Annotated in this window: 14 protein-coding genes; 6 read left to right on the top strand and 8 right to left on the bottom strand. The window is 64.6% G+C overall.

Going from position 1 to position 12,512, the window contains the following annotated elements:
• Positions 1-43: 43 nt before the first annotated feature.
• The gene (locus ACL9RJ_RS04460) at positions 44-802 is read left to right on the top strand and encodes a DJ-1/PfpI family protein (RefSeq protein WP_422764922.1); all 759 of its coding nucleotides are present in this window, start codon (positions 44-46) and stop codon (positions 800-802) included.
• Here ACL9RJ_RS04460 and ACL9RJ_RS04465 read toward each other — a convergent pair.
• From ACL9RJ_RS04465 to ACL9RJ_RS04480, 4 genes are read right to left on the bottom strand one after another with little or no spacing between them, the layout of a single operon-like run.
• Positions 799-1,773, bottom strand: coding sequence for an ABC transporter permease (locus tag ACL9RJ_RS04465; RefSeq protein ID WP_177119229.1), 975 nt, complete (start codon positions 1,771-1,773; stop codon positions 799-801). The genes ACL9RJ_RS04460 and ACL9RJ_RS04465 overlap by 4 nt on opposite strands.
• Positions 1,770-2,777, bottom strand: a complete 1,008-nt coding sequence (locus ACL9RJ_RS04470) for an ABC transporter permease (protein ID WP_177082109.1) — start codon at positions 2,775-2,777, stop codon at positions 1,770-1,772. Before ACL9RJ_RS04470 ends, ACL9RJ_RS04465 begins: the two co-directional genes overlap by 4 nt.
• Positions 2,764-4,308: a sugar ABC transporter ATP-binding protein gene (locus tag ACL9RJ_RS04475; RefSeq protein WP_422764923.1), complete on the bottom strand. Its 1,545-nt coding sequence runs from the start codon at positions 4,306-4,308 to the stop codon at positions 2,764-2,766. Before ACL9RJ_RS04475 ends, ACL9RJ_RS04470 begins: the two co-directional genes overlap by 14 nt.
• Positions 4,308-5,294 carry a sugar ABC transporter substrate-binding protein gene (locus ACL9RJ_RS04480; RefSeq protein ID WP_422764924.1) on the bottom strand — a complete coding sequence of 329 codons (987 nt, stop codon included), beginning with the start codon at positions 5,292-5,294 and terminating at the stop codon, positions 4,308-4,310. The genes ACL9RJ_RS04475 and ACL9RJ_RS04480 overlap by 1 nt, the downstream gene beginning before the upstream one ends.
• A 367-nt stretch (positions 5,295-5,661) precedes the next feature.
• Between ACL9RJ_RS04480 and ACL9RJ_RS04485 the strand changes: the two genes are divergently transcribed.
• Positions 5,662-5,868, top strand: a complete 207-nt coding sequence (locus ACL9RJ_RS04485; RefSeq protein ID WP_177119227.1) for a hypothetical protein — start codon at positions 5,662-5,664, stop codon at positions 5,866-5,868.
• Between the two features lie 7 nt (positions 5,869-5,875).
• On the opposite strand, the gene ACL9RJ_RS04490 is transcribed toward ACL9RJ_RS04485, so the two are convergent.
• Genes ACL9RJ_RS04490 through ACL9RJ_RS04500 form a run of 3 tightly spaced genes read right to left on the bottom strand, consistent with a single transcriptional unit; the run spans position 5,876 to position 7,797 of the window.
• Positions 5,876-6,298, bottom strand: a complete 423-nt coding sequence (locus tag ACL9RJ_RS04490; RefSeq protein WP_017127566.1) for a VOC family protein — start codon at positions 6,296-6,298, stop codon at positions 5,876-5,878.
• Between the two features lie 29 nt (positions 6,299-6,327).
• Positions 6,328-6,726, bottom strand: coding sequence for a carboxymuconolactone decarboxylase family protein (locus ACL9RJ_RS04495; protein WP_017127567.1), 399 nt, complete (start codon positions 6,724-6,726; stop codon positions 6,328-6,330).
• A gap of 42 nt (positions 6,727-6,768) precedes the next feature.
• Entirely contained in the window at positions 6,769-7,797 is a 1,029-nt protein-coding gene (locus ACL9RJ_RS04500) for an AraC family transcriptional regulator (protein WP_422764925.1), read from the bottom strand.
• A gap of 211 nt (positions 7,798-8,008) precedes the next feature.
• Here ACL9RJ_RS04500 and ACL9RJ_RS04505 point away from each other — a divergent pair, with 211 nt between their 5' ends.
• The 3 genes from ACL9RJ_RS04505 to ACL9RJ_RS04515 are packed head-to-tail and all read left to right on the top strand — an operon-like array spanning position 8,009 to position 10,706.
• Complete coding sequence (locus ACL9RJ_RS04505; protein ID WP_177146717.1) at positions 8,009-9,190, top strand: acetyl-CoA C-acyltransferase family protein; 1,182 nt, start codon at positions 8,009-8,011, stop codon at positions 9,188-9,190.
• A gap of 12 nt (positions 9,191-9,202) precedes the next feature.
• The gene (locus tag ACL9RJ_RS04510) at positions 9,203-10,057 is read left to right on the top strand and encodes a 3-hydroxybutyryl-CoA dehydrogenase (RefSeq protein ID WP_422764927.1); all 855 of its coding nucleotides are present in this window, start codon (positions 9,203-9,205) and stop codon (positions 10,055-10,057) included.
• Between the two features lie 7 nt (positions 10,058-10,064).
• Positions 10,065-10,706, top strand: coding sequence for a TetR/AcrR family transcriptional regulator (locus tag ACL9RJ_RS04515; protein WP_017127571.1), 642 nt, complete (start codon positions 10,065-10,067; stop codon positions 10,704-10,706).
• Positions 10,707-10,787: 81 nt separating this feature from the next.
• Here the strand turns inward: ACL9RJ_RS04515 and ACL9RJ_RS04520 are convergent, their stop codons facing one another.
• Positions 10,788-11,138 (bottom strand): hypothetical protein, encoded by a 351-nt coding sequence (locus ACL9RJ_RS04520; RefSeq protein WP_177082102.1) that lies wholly within the window; start codon positions 11,136-11,138, stop codon positions 10,788-10,790.
• 264 nt (positions 11,139-11,402) lie between these two features.
• On the opposite strand from ACL9RJ_RS04520, the gene ACL9RJ_RS04525 reads away from it, so the two are divergent.
• Positions 11,403-12,509, top strand: a complete 1,107-nt coding sequence (locus ACL9RJ_RS04525; protein ID WP_177082101.1) for an enoyl-CoA hydratase/isomerase family protein — start codon at positions 11,403-11,405, stop codon at positions 12,507-12,509.
• Positions 12,510-12,512: the final 3 nt, after the last annotated feature.

The following is a 12,512-nucleotide window of genomic DNA, read 5'->3' on the forward strand; positions in this document are numbered from 1 at the left end:
TCCTCGATCGATGCCCCTTTGCGCATCGAGCGAGTCCAACCGCATGATTCTTGTCCTGCTGCCCCACTCCGATTACGACCCCACCGAAAGCAGCGTGCCTTGGCAATACCTGCATCGCGCCGGTATCGACGTTCGCTTCGCCACTCCGCAAGGCACCCCGGCCCATGCCGATCCACGCCTGGTGGAACAGGGTTTCGGCCTGCTGAACCCGTTGCTGATGACCCGCAAGGCCGATCTGCAAAGCTACCAGGCGATGCTTGCCGACCCGCATTTCCAGCAGCCGCTGGCCTACGCCGAGGTCGACCCCGCTCAGTTCGACGGCCTGCTGGTTCCCGGCGGCCATGCCGAGGGCATGCGCAGCCTGCTCGAGTCGGACGCGGCACAACGCATCGTGCTGCATTTCTTCAAGACCGACAAACCGCTCGCTTCGGTCTGCCACGGTCCCCTGCTGCTGGCCCGCACCCTCGACCCGGATACCGGGCGCTCGGTGCTGTACGGGCGCAAGGTCACCGGCCTGCTGGCGGCCAGCATGGAACTGGCGGCCTGGCTGATCACCGCGCCCTGGCTCGGTCGCTACTATCGCACCTACCCGCAAACCGTCGAGGCAGAGATCAAGGCCGCACTGGCCAGCCCGAAGGACTTTGTCCCCGGGCCACCGGCGCTGCTGCGCGATTCGGCGAGCAAACCCGGGCGAGGCTTCGTGGTCCGCGACGGCAACCTGCTGACCGCCCGCTGGCCGGGTGACTGCCATCGCCTTGCCGCTGAATGGCTGCAGATGCTCAAGCAGCCGCGCACCACTTAGGCCTGCCGTTCCAGCAATCGGCGGCTGACAAAGCTGAAGCCCAGGACGATGAAGATCAGCACGCCGGTAGCGACCTGCTGCCAGTAGAAATTCCAGCCGATCAACAGCAGGCCATTGGCGATGACATTGATGAACAGCACACCCAGCAACGTTCCCGGAATATTCGCCCGGCCCTGGCGATTCAAGGTAGTACCGATGAACACCGCGCCAATGGCGTTGAGCAGGAACGCATTGCCGGACAGCGGCACGTAGGCGCCGACCGTGGAACTGAGCAGGATCCCTGCCAACCCGCAGGCCAGGGCAGCGGCCAGGACCACACTGGTGATGATGCGTCGCACCGACAATCCCGAGTAATACGCCAGCAACGGCTGGGTCCCCTGGGCCAGCAGTTCACGGCCCAGGCGACCACGGGCCAGAACCAGGCCATAGACCAGGGCCAGGCCGATCACGATCAGCAACGGCAAGGGCAGGCCCAACGGACTCAGGCTCGCCAGTTCCGGCTTGAAGGCCTGGGCGATATAGATGGGCTGACCGCCGTCCGACAGCAACTGCTGGGCGCTGGTGCCGATAAACAAGGTGCCCAGGGTTGCCAGGAACGGACTGATCCGCAGCCCGGCAATCAAGCCCGCGTTCACCGCTCCCACCAGCAAACCCGCCACCAGCGCGGCTGGCACGGCTACGGCGAGCCCGTGACCGGCATTGAGCAGCACGACAAAAGCGAAGCTGGCGAAATCCAGCGCCGTGCCGACCGACAGGTCGATGCCACCCGCCGCCACCGCGTAGGTCATGCCGATGGAGACAATGGCCAGCAGGACAAAATTGTTCAGCACCAGGCTCTTCAGGTTGCCACTGCTGAGAAAGCCCGGCGCCAGCCAGGCAAAGAGCAGGACAATCCCCAGGAATACCAGGGGCAAGGTGAAGGGCAGCAACGAGCGCACGTTCGCCACCGGGTATGCAGGCACGGCCCTCATGAAGGTTCACCTCGATTCAGTGCACTGGAAGCAGCGACTACCAGCAGGATCAGCACACCCTGCACCCCGTTGACCCAGAAACTGGACAGGTTCAGCAGCTGAAAGCCGTTGATGAGAAAGCCGATCAACAGGGTCGCCAGCAAGGTGCCGGGGATACTCGCCACCAGCCGCCGGGAAAACACCACGCCGAGAAAGGCAATCGCCACCACCGACAGCAGCATGTCACCGGAGCCGGTGGTACTGCCGCTGAAGAAGGCTGCCGAACACAACGCCGCCACGGCCGCACACAGCCCCGACAGCAGATAGCTGGAAAACACGTAGGCCGTCACCGCAATCCCAGCCGCCTGCGCAGCCTGGGGGTACTCGCCGACGGCATGCAGGCGCAGTCCATAAGCGCTGTGCTGAATCAACAGGGTCAGCAATCCGGCCATCGCCAGCAGCACCCAGGCCAACGCCGGCACCGCCAGCCAGGTCCCGCCACTGAGCAGGTCGAGCAACGGCGAATCAGTGGGCACCACGGTATTTTCGGTGAGGACCAGTTCCAGCCCGGCCAGCACATTCATGCTCGCCAGCGTCGCCAGCAACGGTGGCAAGCGCAGCACCACCACGGCCAGGCCATTGAGCAGACCCACCGCGAGGCCGCAGCCCAGGGTCAGTGGCAGGCTTGCCAAGAGGTCCAGGCCGGCATTGTTGAGTCGGCTGAACACCGCCGCGCACAGCCCCAGGTTGGCCGCCAGCGACAGGTCGAGCCCGCCGGCCAGCACATTCGAGCCACCGCCGATGATCACGCAGGTCAGGCCGAAGGCCAGTACCCCGAGGATCGCCGACTGGCTGAAGACATTGGCGATATTGCCCACGGACAGGAAGTTCGGCGCCGCCAGCGCAAACCCCAGCAGAATGACCAGGAACACGCCCAGGGAACCCCGCCGCAACAGCAGCACCCACAAACGCCGGGACAGACCCGGCGCAGTGCTCGCAAGGGACAGCTCATCAGGCCGGGACATGCGCCACCTCCCTGCTCGCCGAGCCGATGCTCCGGGCTCGCACCGCGCCCGTGGCACAGGCCAGCAACTGGTCGCTGTCAGTCTCGGCGGCGCGGAACTCGCCAGCGATCTCGCCCCGATGCAGCACCAGGATCCGGTCGCTGATACCGAGCAGTTCCGGCAGGTCCGAAGACAGCACCAGCACCGCGGCCCCCTCTGCCACCAGGCGCCCGATCAAGCGGTAGATCTCCACCTTCGCCCCGACATCCACGCCGACACAGGGCTCGTCCAGCAGGTACACCGCCGAACGTCGGCTCAGCCATTTGCCCAGGGCGACCTTCTGCTGGTTGCCACCGCTGAGCTGACTGACCGCGGCCTGGGGCCCCGGCGTCTTGATTGCCAACTCATCGATCAGCCGCAGGCTTTCCGCCTGTTCCTCGCGCCGGCTCAGCCAACCCCAACGGCTGAAACGTCGGAGTCCGGCCAGGGTCAGGTTCTCCAGTACCGAGAGGACCGGGGCGACCCCCTGGCTGCGCCGCTCTTCCGGCACCAGGGCAATCCCCGCGGCGATGGCCTGGCCCGGCGACCGCAGACGCAACAGACGGCCCTCCAGGTGAATACTGCCGCTGTCGGCCCGGACTACGCCAAACAGGGTCTTGAGCAAGTCCTTGGCGCCCGAGCCGACCAACCCGGTCAGGCCGACGATCTCGCCACGCCGCAGTTCCAGGTCGATCTGCCGATAGCGCCGGGCCAGGCTCAGCGAGCGCACCCGCAGCAGCACCTCGCCGGGCTCTACCGGCACCTTGGGGTACATCTCGCGGACCTCGCGATTGACCATCAACCGAGCGATCTGCGCGCTGGAGGTCTGGCGCGGTTCGACCACCGCCACATCCCGACCATTGCGCAACACCGTGACCTGATCGCACAGGCTGTCGATCTCCTGCAGGTAATGGGAGATGTACAGGATCGACAAACCCTGGTCGCGCAAGCGCTTGACGATCCGCAGCAACTGGTCGACCTCGCGCTTGACCAGGGCCACGCTCGGCTCGTCGAACACCAGGATCTTCGGCTTGCGGATCAGCGCCCGGGTGATCTGCAGCACCTGGCGTTCGGCACTGTTCAACTCGCCCACCAGCGCCCCCGCCGGCAGTTGCAGGTCGAAATATTCCGCCAGCAGGCGCTCGGCCTCGCGCTGTTGCCGGCGCCGGTCGACAAAGGGGCCACGGCGCAGCTCATGGCCAAAAAACAGCGCTTCGCCCACGGTGAAACGGGTCGGCAACAGTCGCTCCTGATGGATGAACTGCACACCGAGGGCTTCCACCTGGCGTGGTGACAACGCGGCATAGGACTGGCCGTCGATGCGCAACTGCCCGGAGTCCGCCTTGTGGATACCGGCCAGGATCTTGATCAGGGTCGACTTGCCCGCCCCGTTCTCGCCCACCAGGCCGTGGATGGTGCCGCGCTCGACTTTCAGGCTCGCATCGTCCAGCGCCAGGGTCGCGCCGAAGCGCTTGTGCAGATGTTCCAGGTGCAATGCCGGGGCCGCCGTCATCAGTCACCCCGCAATTGCTGGACCTGCGCCAGGTTACTGGCGGTGGTCAGCAATGTCGGTACGTGGGTTTCCCTGGGCAGGTCATGCTGCCCGGCCAGATAGCGGGCGACGTTCTGCACCGCGGTCTTGCCGATCAGTGCCGGCTGCTGCGCGACGACCGCGCCCACCGGTGAATCCGCCTGGCCCAGCAACTCCAGCACCTCCGGAGTGCCATCCACGCCGTAGGTCTTGATCTCGGTGCGCCTGGCGTCGATCAGCGCCTTGCTGGCGCCCAGCTGCGGGATGTCCCACGCGGCCCAGATCGCCGAAATGCTGCCTGCCGGGTACTTGTTGAGCAAGGCGGAAACCTGGGAGTAGGCATCCTGCACGGTGTTGGGAATCACATCGCGCAGTTCCGGCTCGATGATCTCCAGTTGCGGGTGGTCCTTGAGCGCCAGCTTCAACTGGTCGTAGCGGATCGCGCAGACCGGCACTCCGTAGAAACCGTTGAATACCAGGATCCGGCCCTTGCCACCGGCATCCTTGATCAATTGATCGGCCAGGGCGCGGCCGGTGGCGACGTTGTCCGAGGTGGTGTTGTTGAGGCTGTACTGCGAAGGCGCATCGATGGTGAACAGCGGGATACCGGCCTTGCTGATGCGCTTGAGCCAGGGATCGATGACGCTGAGCGTGCCGAGGGTCTGGATGACCGCGTCGGGCTTCTGGGTGACCACCGTCTGCAACTGGGTCACCAGGTTCTTGTCATTGCGCCCGGCATCCAGGGTGATCGGCGTGCCACCGAGACGCTTGATCTCGTCGATCTGGGCCTGGAACGCCTTGATATCGAAATAATGACTGGTGCCGGTCATGCTCACGGCAATGCGCTTGCCGGCCAGGGACGGTACGGTGTCGTCCCCTTCGGCGGCCAGGGAGACGCCGGCATGGCCCAGCAACAACGCTGCGCCGAGCCAGACAAGAGGTGAAAACAGGGAACGGGTGCAAGGCATACGGGGCTCCGCTGAGCGACGGGTGAAAGGGTTCACCCGATCGTATTGCAGAGCCCATGCCATTATTTTAAACGAATAAAATCAATAAGTTGTGATGCGTTCAATTGTCAGGCCCTGTGCATCCGGGGAACAAATGTCGAATCACTGTTGCCCTGGCAACAGTTCGATGCGGCAATGACTGGCATTAACCGACCAATGGCGCCCAGAACTGTCATTTTTGACAGTAGCTGCGAGGGCGCTTTTGTCTGACAGTAAAACTTCCTGCAAGGAGGTCGAACTCCATCCGTGCCGTTGCGTTCGACGCGCCCCCACTGCCCGCCGGGCAGTCTGGGAGGCCTGATACCAACCAATGATCGGAGAACAAGAAATGGAACTGGAAAACCTGGATCAGAACAGCGCGATTGATTACCGGGGACACAAGGTCTACAGCGATGGCAAACAACCGCCCACCTTCTACATCTGGCTGACGGACCAGGAAATGATCACCTTCGACAGCTACACCTCGGTAGCCAAGGCAGAGGTCGGCATCGACGAGTACATAAAAGCCCTGGAGGATGAAAGCAACGCCAACTGACGAGCGCCTATATGCCGCCGGACAGAAGCGTTTCCAGGGCCGGCGTATGCACAAAGCACAACTTGTTGCCTTCCGGGTCGCGGCAATAGGCGCCGTAATAATCGGCCGAGTAATCGGGGCGCAGGCCCGGCGCCCCTTCATCCCTGGCACCCAGCGCCAGGGCCCGGTTCCAGGCGGCCCGCACCGCCGCCTGGGACGGTGCGGCAAAGCTCACCTGCACCCCGTTGCCCCAGGTCGCCGGCAGGCCGTTGAACGGCTCCTGGACAAAGAACTGCGGCCAGCCGCGCCCCGGCAACTGCCAGCCGGCGCCGGGGGGGCCGTTGTCCTGGTCATCGTCCATGCGCACCAGGCCCAGTTCGGCCAGCACCGCTTCGTAGAACGCAATCATGCGCGGCAGGTCCCGCGCTCCAAGCTGGATATGGCTGAACATGGCAGTCGTCCTGGGGTGGGTTGGCGGTCTCAGTCGAGCTTGAACGCATCATCCAGCGGAATACGGTAACCGTTGGCCAGCCGATTGGTCTCGTTGGCCATGCCGACCACCGCCTGCAACTCGCCGAACATCGCCTCGGTCATCCCCGCCTTGCGTGCCGCCGCCGTATGGGAAGCGATGCAGTACGGACAATTGTTGGTGACGCTGACGGCGACGTAGATCAGTTCCTTGGTCAACGGATCCAGCGCACCGGGGGCCATGATTTCCTTGAGGCTTTCCCAGGTCCGGCGCAGGGTCGGCGGATGGGCCGCCAGGCATTTCCAGAAGTTGTTGACCTGCTCGACCTTGCGGGTCTGCATGATGTCGTCGTACACCGCCCGCACTTCGGGGCTGGCTTCTTCGTATTCGATCAGATGCTTGGATGACATGAACGGTCCTCGGGGGAATGGATACCGGTGAATGATCAAGGTCTACAGCGAGGGATCAGATGTACCGCATCGCCCGCGCGAACGAAAGCTCCCGGGACTCTCCCCGGTCCACTGCTTGAAGGCCCGATGGAAAGCGCTGGGCTCGCGGAAGCCGACTTCCTGGGCAATCTCGGCAATGCTCAGGCTGCTGCCGCGCAGCCGTTCGAAGGCCATGGCCCGGCGGACTTCGTCCTTGATCTCCTGATAGGAAAAACCTTCGCGCTGCAAGGCCCGGCGCAGGCTGGAGAGGTGGATGCCGAACTCGCCGGCCAGTTGTTCCAGGGTCGGCCAGTGGTCGTAGCCACAAGCCCGCAAGCGCTGGTGGACACGGGCACTGAAGCCTTCGCGATTGCGGAAACGGATGAACACCGACTGCGGCGCGTCCCGCAGGAAGGTATAGAGCGACTTGCGGTCTTGCAACACCGGCAGGCGCAGGTACTCCCGGTCGAACTCGATCTCGGTGATGGCCGCATCGAATTCCACGTAGGCGCCCCAGAGCAGGTGTTCGTCGCCGTGGGGCGGCCGGGCATGGGCAAACCGCGCGCGGCTGATGGGAATCCGCCGCCCGGCCAGCCAGCACATCAGCCCGACGATCAGGATCAGGAAGGTTTCGGTGATCACCGCCTGCAAGTAGGGATCCCCGGTAGCGGTTTTCATCACCACGACCACCCGCTTGCCCCGTACCTGCACCTGGGCCTGGATATCGCGCAGGAACAGCGCGAAATACTCCAGGGACAGCCCCAGCGCCTTGCCCACCGTCGGCGCCTGGATCAGGCCACGGCAGATCAGGGCAAAGCTGCCGATGGGCATGCCGTGGGAATCGAAGCCGAAAAACTCATCGCCCAGTTCGCGGATCACCGTCAGCCAGAGTTGCGCCAGCAGCCTGGGCGCGACCCTTTCGCCCAGTTCGTCCACGGAACGCTCGCTGAAACCCGCCGCCTGCAACAGCTCGGCGACCCGCTGTGGACGGTCGAGAAAGCGCACCAGCAGGGCCTTGACGAAATACGACGACACCGAATGTTTTTCTTTCATGAATCCCAGGCTGCATATGGCAAAAAATAACAATTTTACTGAGCAGTTTCGGCATAGGCCGGACCGACACCCGGCCCTAGACTTATCGGCCAGGTGAACCTTACTTCAGATCGGGTGACAGGTGCGGATTGCCGAACCCCGTGGGAGCCGGCTTCTGCAAGGTCGCGACCTGCTCCGCCTGTCGATCACAACAACAAACCAGGAGTGCCCCATGTCCAAGCCCGAAGTGTATATCGTCAGCGCCGCCCGGACCGCCATCGGCACCTTCGGCGGCGCCCTGAAGGATGTCGCCCTGAGCGAACTGGCCACCACCGCCGTCAAGGCCGCCCTGCAACACAGTGACCTCGACCCGGCCCTGGTCGGCCATGTGGTGATGGGCAATGTGATCCCCACCGACACCCAGGACGCCTACCTGTCCCGCGTCGCCGCCATGAACGCCGGCATTCCCAAGGAAACCCCCGCCTACAACGTCAACCGCCTCTGCGGTTCGGGCCTGCAGGCGATTGTCTCGGCGGCCCAGACCCTGCTGCTCGGCGATGCCGAAGTGGCCATCGGTGCCGGTGCCGAATCCATGAGCCGCGGTCCTTACCTGCTGCCATCGGCACGCTGGGGCGCGCGCATGGGCAATGTCCAGGCGATCGACTACATGCTCGGCATTCTCCATGACCCGTTCCATGGCATCCACATGGGGATCACCGCGGAAAACATCGCCGAACGCAACGGTATTACCCGTCAGATGCAGGATGACCTGGCTCTGGAAGAACAGCTGCGGGCCCGGCGCGCCATCGACGAGGGTCGCTTCGTCTCGCAGATCGTCCCGGTGGAAGTGCGCAGCCGCAAGGGCACCGAGCTGTTCAGTGTCGACGAACACCCGCGCGCCACCTCGCTGGAGCAACTGGCGCAGATGCGCACCGCCTTCAAGAAAGACGGCACGGTCACGGCCGGCAACGCCTCGGGCCTGAATGACGGCGCGGCCGCCCTGCTGCTGGCGACCGGTACGGCGGTCCAGGCCAACGGCCTCAAACCCCTGGCCCGCCTGGTGGCCTACGCCCACGCCGGGGTCGAACCCGAGCTGATGGGCCTCGGCCCGATCCCGGCCACCCGCCTGGCCCTCAAGCGCGCCGGCCTGACCGTCGCCGACCTCGACGTGATCGAGGCCAACGTCGCCTTCGCGGCCCAGGCCTGCGCGGTCAGCCAGGAACTGGACCTCGACCCGGCCCGGGTCAACCCCAACGGCTCGGGGATTGCCCTCGGCCACCCGGTGGGTGCCACCGGCGCGATCATCGCCACCAAGCTGATCCATGAATTGCACCGTACCGGCGGGCGTTATGGCCTGGCGACCATGTGCATCGGCGGCGGGCAAGGCATCGCGGTCATCTTCGAACGAATCTGAAGGACAACACCTATGACTATTCAACGTATCGCCGTAATCGGCGCCGGCATCATGGGCAACGGCATCGCCCAGGTCTGCGCGGTCGCGGGCCTGCAGGTCAGCCTCATCGACGTGTCCCAGGCCGCCCTGGACAAGGGCCTGGCAACCCTCACCGGCAATCTGGACCGCCAGGTGCGCAAGGCCGTGATCAGCGCCGAGGACAAACAGGCCGCGCTGGGCCGCATCCGCCTGAGCAGCGACTACGCGGTGCTGGCCGATGCCGAGCTGGTGATCGAGGCCGCCACGGAAAACCTCGAGCTGAAAAAGCGCATCCTCAAGCAGATCGCCGAAGTCGTGGACGACACATGCATCATCGCCACCAACACCTCGTCACTGTCGATCACCGAGCTGGCGGCGGCCATCGCCCTGCCCGAGCGCTTCATCGGCCTGCACTTCTTCAACCCGGTGCCGATGATGGGCCTGCTGGAAGTCATTCGCGGCCTGCAGACCAGCGATGCCACCCACGCCAGCGCCCTGGCCCTGGCCACGCAGATCGGCAAGACGGCGATCACCGCGCGCAACCGCCCGGGCTTCGTGGTCAACCGCATCCTCTGCCCGATGATCAACGAGGCGATCTTCGTGCTCCAGGAAGACCTGGCCAGCGCCGCGGATATCGACGCCGGCATGCAACTGGGCTGCAACCAGCCGATCGGCCCGCTGGCCCTGGCCGACCTGATCGGCCTGGACACCCTGCTGGCGATCATGGAGAGCCTGCACTCGGGCTTCGATGAACCGAAATACCGGCCGGCGCAGTTGCTCAAGGAAATGGTCGCGGCCGGTTACCTGGGTCGCAAGAGCGGCCGCGGTTTCTACTCGTACGAGCGCTGAGACGGCCATGGCCCGGGCCGCTCTCGCCACCCCGCCGCTGCCGGGAGAAGTCATCCCGGCCAGGGCCTCGCGCCACCTGGAGACCCGGGCAAAAGCCGTGGCGCTGTTTGCCCGGCGCGGGTTCGCCCAGGTCGGCCTGCGGGAACTGGCGGGACACCTGGGCATCCAGGCGGGCTCGATCTACAACCATATCGAGAGCAAGGAAACCCTGCTGTTCGAGCTGATCGAAAGCCTCTACCTGGACCTGCTGGACATCGTCACCCCACCGGTGCGGGCCTCGCGCTCGGCGCAAAGGCGCCTGGACGAACTGATCGCCGCCCATCTGGACCTGCATCGCGACAAGGGTGATTTCTTCCGGGTCGCGGAGCACGAGTTCCACTGCCTGGAGGCCTCGCACCAGGCCGTGGTGCTGGTGCTGCGTCGACGTTATGAAAGCCACCTGATCAAGCTGCTGAAGCCCCTGGGCCTGTCAGCCGACGAGACCCTGGCGCTGACCACCGTGCGCACCTTCTTCTGCCTGCTGAACAACCTGCCGGCCTGGACCGATGAAGCGGGGCTGGAACCGGGCACCTATCGCGCACTGATGCATGACATCGCGCTGGGGGCGGTAAAGGGCGCGCTCGCACACAAAGGCTCCGGTCCCCGCTAGCCTTCAGGCACAGCCCGTCAGATCTTCCTCGAACGACGGCCAACCGCTTCGACGAAGCGGGCTGCCGGTCGGATCAGGCCATCACAGGCAGGTCGCGACGGCCGCCAGTCGCCGGGCACCGATCGGCTTGCTGGTGGTGGCGTAGTAGTCGACCACCGTGCCTTCGGCGTCGCGGCGGACATCGACGAAATATTCCGAACCGCGGGTATAGACGGTCGAACCGCCCTTGTAGCCCGGTTGCAGGTAGGCCGCGGCATCCACGTCGAAGACTGCCTCGTCCTGCCAGGAGAACTGGATGCACTGGGCGACGACATTGTCGGCCTTGGCCGAGGTAAAGGTCTTGGTCGGCCCGGTGGTGCGGGTCTGATTCATGCCGGGACTCATGCACCCCGCCAACGCTACTGTCGCCAACGCCCCGATTAACATCCGCATGACCGTTCCCTGCTCCGAAAAAAAGAAGCGACTTTAGCATTGAGTCCGCGCAATACGAATCTGATTTCCACCCCGCCTGGTTCAGATACGGGTTGCAACCGCGGCATGTTGGTCCAGACTATCCATGGCCTCACTCGAACAGGCATAAATGCAGACAAGACCTGCACTTATCCCGGTTGTATCGGGCAAATTTGCACTGTTACGATCGACCATCGTTCGTCCGCCGAACGCACTCAAAAAGACAATAAAAGCAGGGAGTTAGTAATGACTGCTCGGGTTTCATCCTCCGCTGCCACGGATTTCGACAACACCTCGGCCGACGTCCTGGCCGACGTGCGCAATCATATCGGCCACCTGACCCTCAACCGCCCCGCCGGCCTCAACGCCCTGACCCTGGACATGATCCGCCTGCTGCAACGCCAGCTCGATGCCTGGGCCGAGGATCCGCATGTCCACGCCGTCACCCTGCGCGGAGCCGGCGACCGTGCATTCTGCGCCGGCGGCGATATCCGCTCGCTCCATGACAGCTACCAGAGTGGCGGGCGCCTGCACGAAGATTTCTTCGTCGAGGAATACGCCCTCGACCTGAGCATCCACCACTACCGCAAGCCGGTGCTGGCGCTGATGGACGGTTTTGTCCTCGGCGGCGGCATGGGCCTGGTACAGGGCGCCGACCTGCGGGTAGTCACCGAGCGCAGCCGGCTGGCCATGCCGGAAGTCGGCATCGGGTATTTCCCGGATGTCGGCGGCAGCTATTTCCTGCCGCGCATTCCCGGCGAAATCGGTCTCTACCTGGGAGTCAGCGGCAGCCAGATCCGTGCCGCCGATGCGCTGTATTGCGGCCTCGCCGACTGGTATCTGAGCAGCGACAAACTCAACGAACTGGACCAGCGCCTCGACCAGCTGGAGTGGCACGACACGCCCCTCAAGGACCTGCAGGGCCTGCTGGCCAGGCTCGGCGTGCAGACTTTGCCCGATGCCCCGTTGGACAAGCTGCGCCCGGCCATCGACCACTTCTTCGCCCTGCCCGACGTGCCCAGCATGGTCGAGCAGTTGCGGGAAGTGACCGTCGCCGACAGCCATGAGTGGGCCCGGGAAACCGCCGACCTGCTGGAGACCCGTTCACCGCTGGCCATGGGTGTGACCCTGGAGATGCTCCGTCGTGGCCGGCACCTGAGCCTGGAGGAATGCTTCGCCCTGGAACTGCACCTGGACCGCCAGTGGTTCGAGCACGGGGACCTGATGGAAGGCGTGCGCGCCCTGCTGATCGACAAGGACAAGAAGCCCCGGTGGAACCCACCGATCCTGCAGGCACTGCGGCCCGAGCAGGTCGCCCGCTTTTTCCACGGCCTCGACACGGGCAGGAACTGAACC

Source organism: Pseudomonas sp. Mn2068 (genome assembly GCF_049319725.1).
In the GTDB taxonomy this organism is placed as follows: Bacteria; Pseudomonadota; Gammaproteobacteria; order Pseudomonadales; family Pseudomonadaceae; genus Aquipseudomonas; species Aquipseudomonas gingeri.

Excerpts from the sequence above, each read along its gene's own strand:
- ACL9RJ_RS04475 (WP_422764923.1), bottom strand. The coding sequence starts at position 4,308 with ATGACGGCGGCCCCGGCATTGCACCTGGAACATCTGCACAAGCGCTTC.
- ACL9RJ_RS04460 (WP_422764922.1), top strand. The coding sequence starts at position 44 with ATGATTCTTGTCCTGCTGCCCCACTCCGATTACGACCCCACCGAAAGC.
- ACL9RJ_RS04490 (WP_017127566.1), bottom strand. The coding sequence starts at position 6,298 with ATGTTCAGCCATATCCAGCTTGGAGCGCGGGACCTGCCGCGCATGATT.
- ACL9RJ_RS04525 (WP_177082101.1), top strand. The coding sequence starts at position 11,403 with ATGACTGCTCGGGTTTCATCCTCCGCTGCCACGGATTTCGACAACACC.
- ACL9RJ_RS04500 (WP_422764925.1), bottom strand. The coding sequence starts at position 7,797 with ATGAAAGAAAAACATTCGGTGTCGTCGTATTTCGTCAAGGCCCTGCTG.
- ACL9RJ_RS04515 (WP_017127571.1), top strand. The coding sequence starts at position 10,065 with ATGGCCCGGGCCGCTCTCGCCACCCCGCCGCTGCCGGGAGAAGTCATC.
- ACL9RJ_RS04520 (WP_177082102.1), bottom strand. The coding sequence starts at position 11,138 with ATGCGGATGTTAATCGGGGCGTTGGCGACAGTAGCGTTGGCGGGGTGC.
- ACL9RJ_RS04470 (WP_177082109.1), bottom strand. The coding sequence starts at position 2,777 with ATGTCCCGGCCTGATGAGCTGTCCCTTGCGAGCACTGCGCCGGGTCTG.
- ACL9RJ_RS04480 (WP_422764924.1), bottom strand. The coding sequence starts at position 5,294 with ATGCCTTGCACCCGTTCCCTGTTTTCACCTCTTGTCTGGCTCGGCGCA.
- ACL9RJ_RS04495 (WP_017127567.1), bottom strand. The coding sequence starts at position 6,726 with ATGTCATCCAAGCATCTGATCGAATACGAAGAAGCCAGCCCCGAAGTG.
- ACL9RJ_RS04465 (WP_177119229.1), bottom strand. The coding sequence starts at position 1,773 with ATGAGGGCCGTGCCTGCATACCCGGTGGCGAACGTGCGCTCGTTGCTG.
- ACL9RJ_RS04505 (WP_177146717.1), top strand. The coding sequence starts at position 8,009 with ATGTCCAAGCCCGAAGTGTATATCGTCAGCGCCGCCCGGACCGCCATC.
- ACL9RJ_RS04485 (WP_177119227.1), top strand. The coding sequence starts at position 5,662 with ATGGAACTGGAAAACCTGGATCAGAACAGCGCGATTGATTACCGGGGA.
- ACL9RJ_RS04510 (WP_422764927.1), top strand. The coding sequence starts at position 9,203 with ATGACTATTCAACGTATCGCCGTAATCGGCGCCGGCATCATGGGCAAC.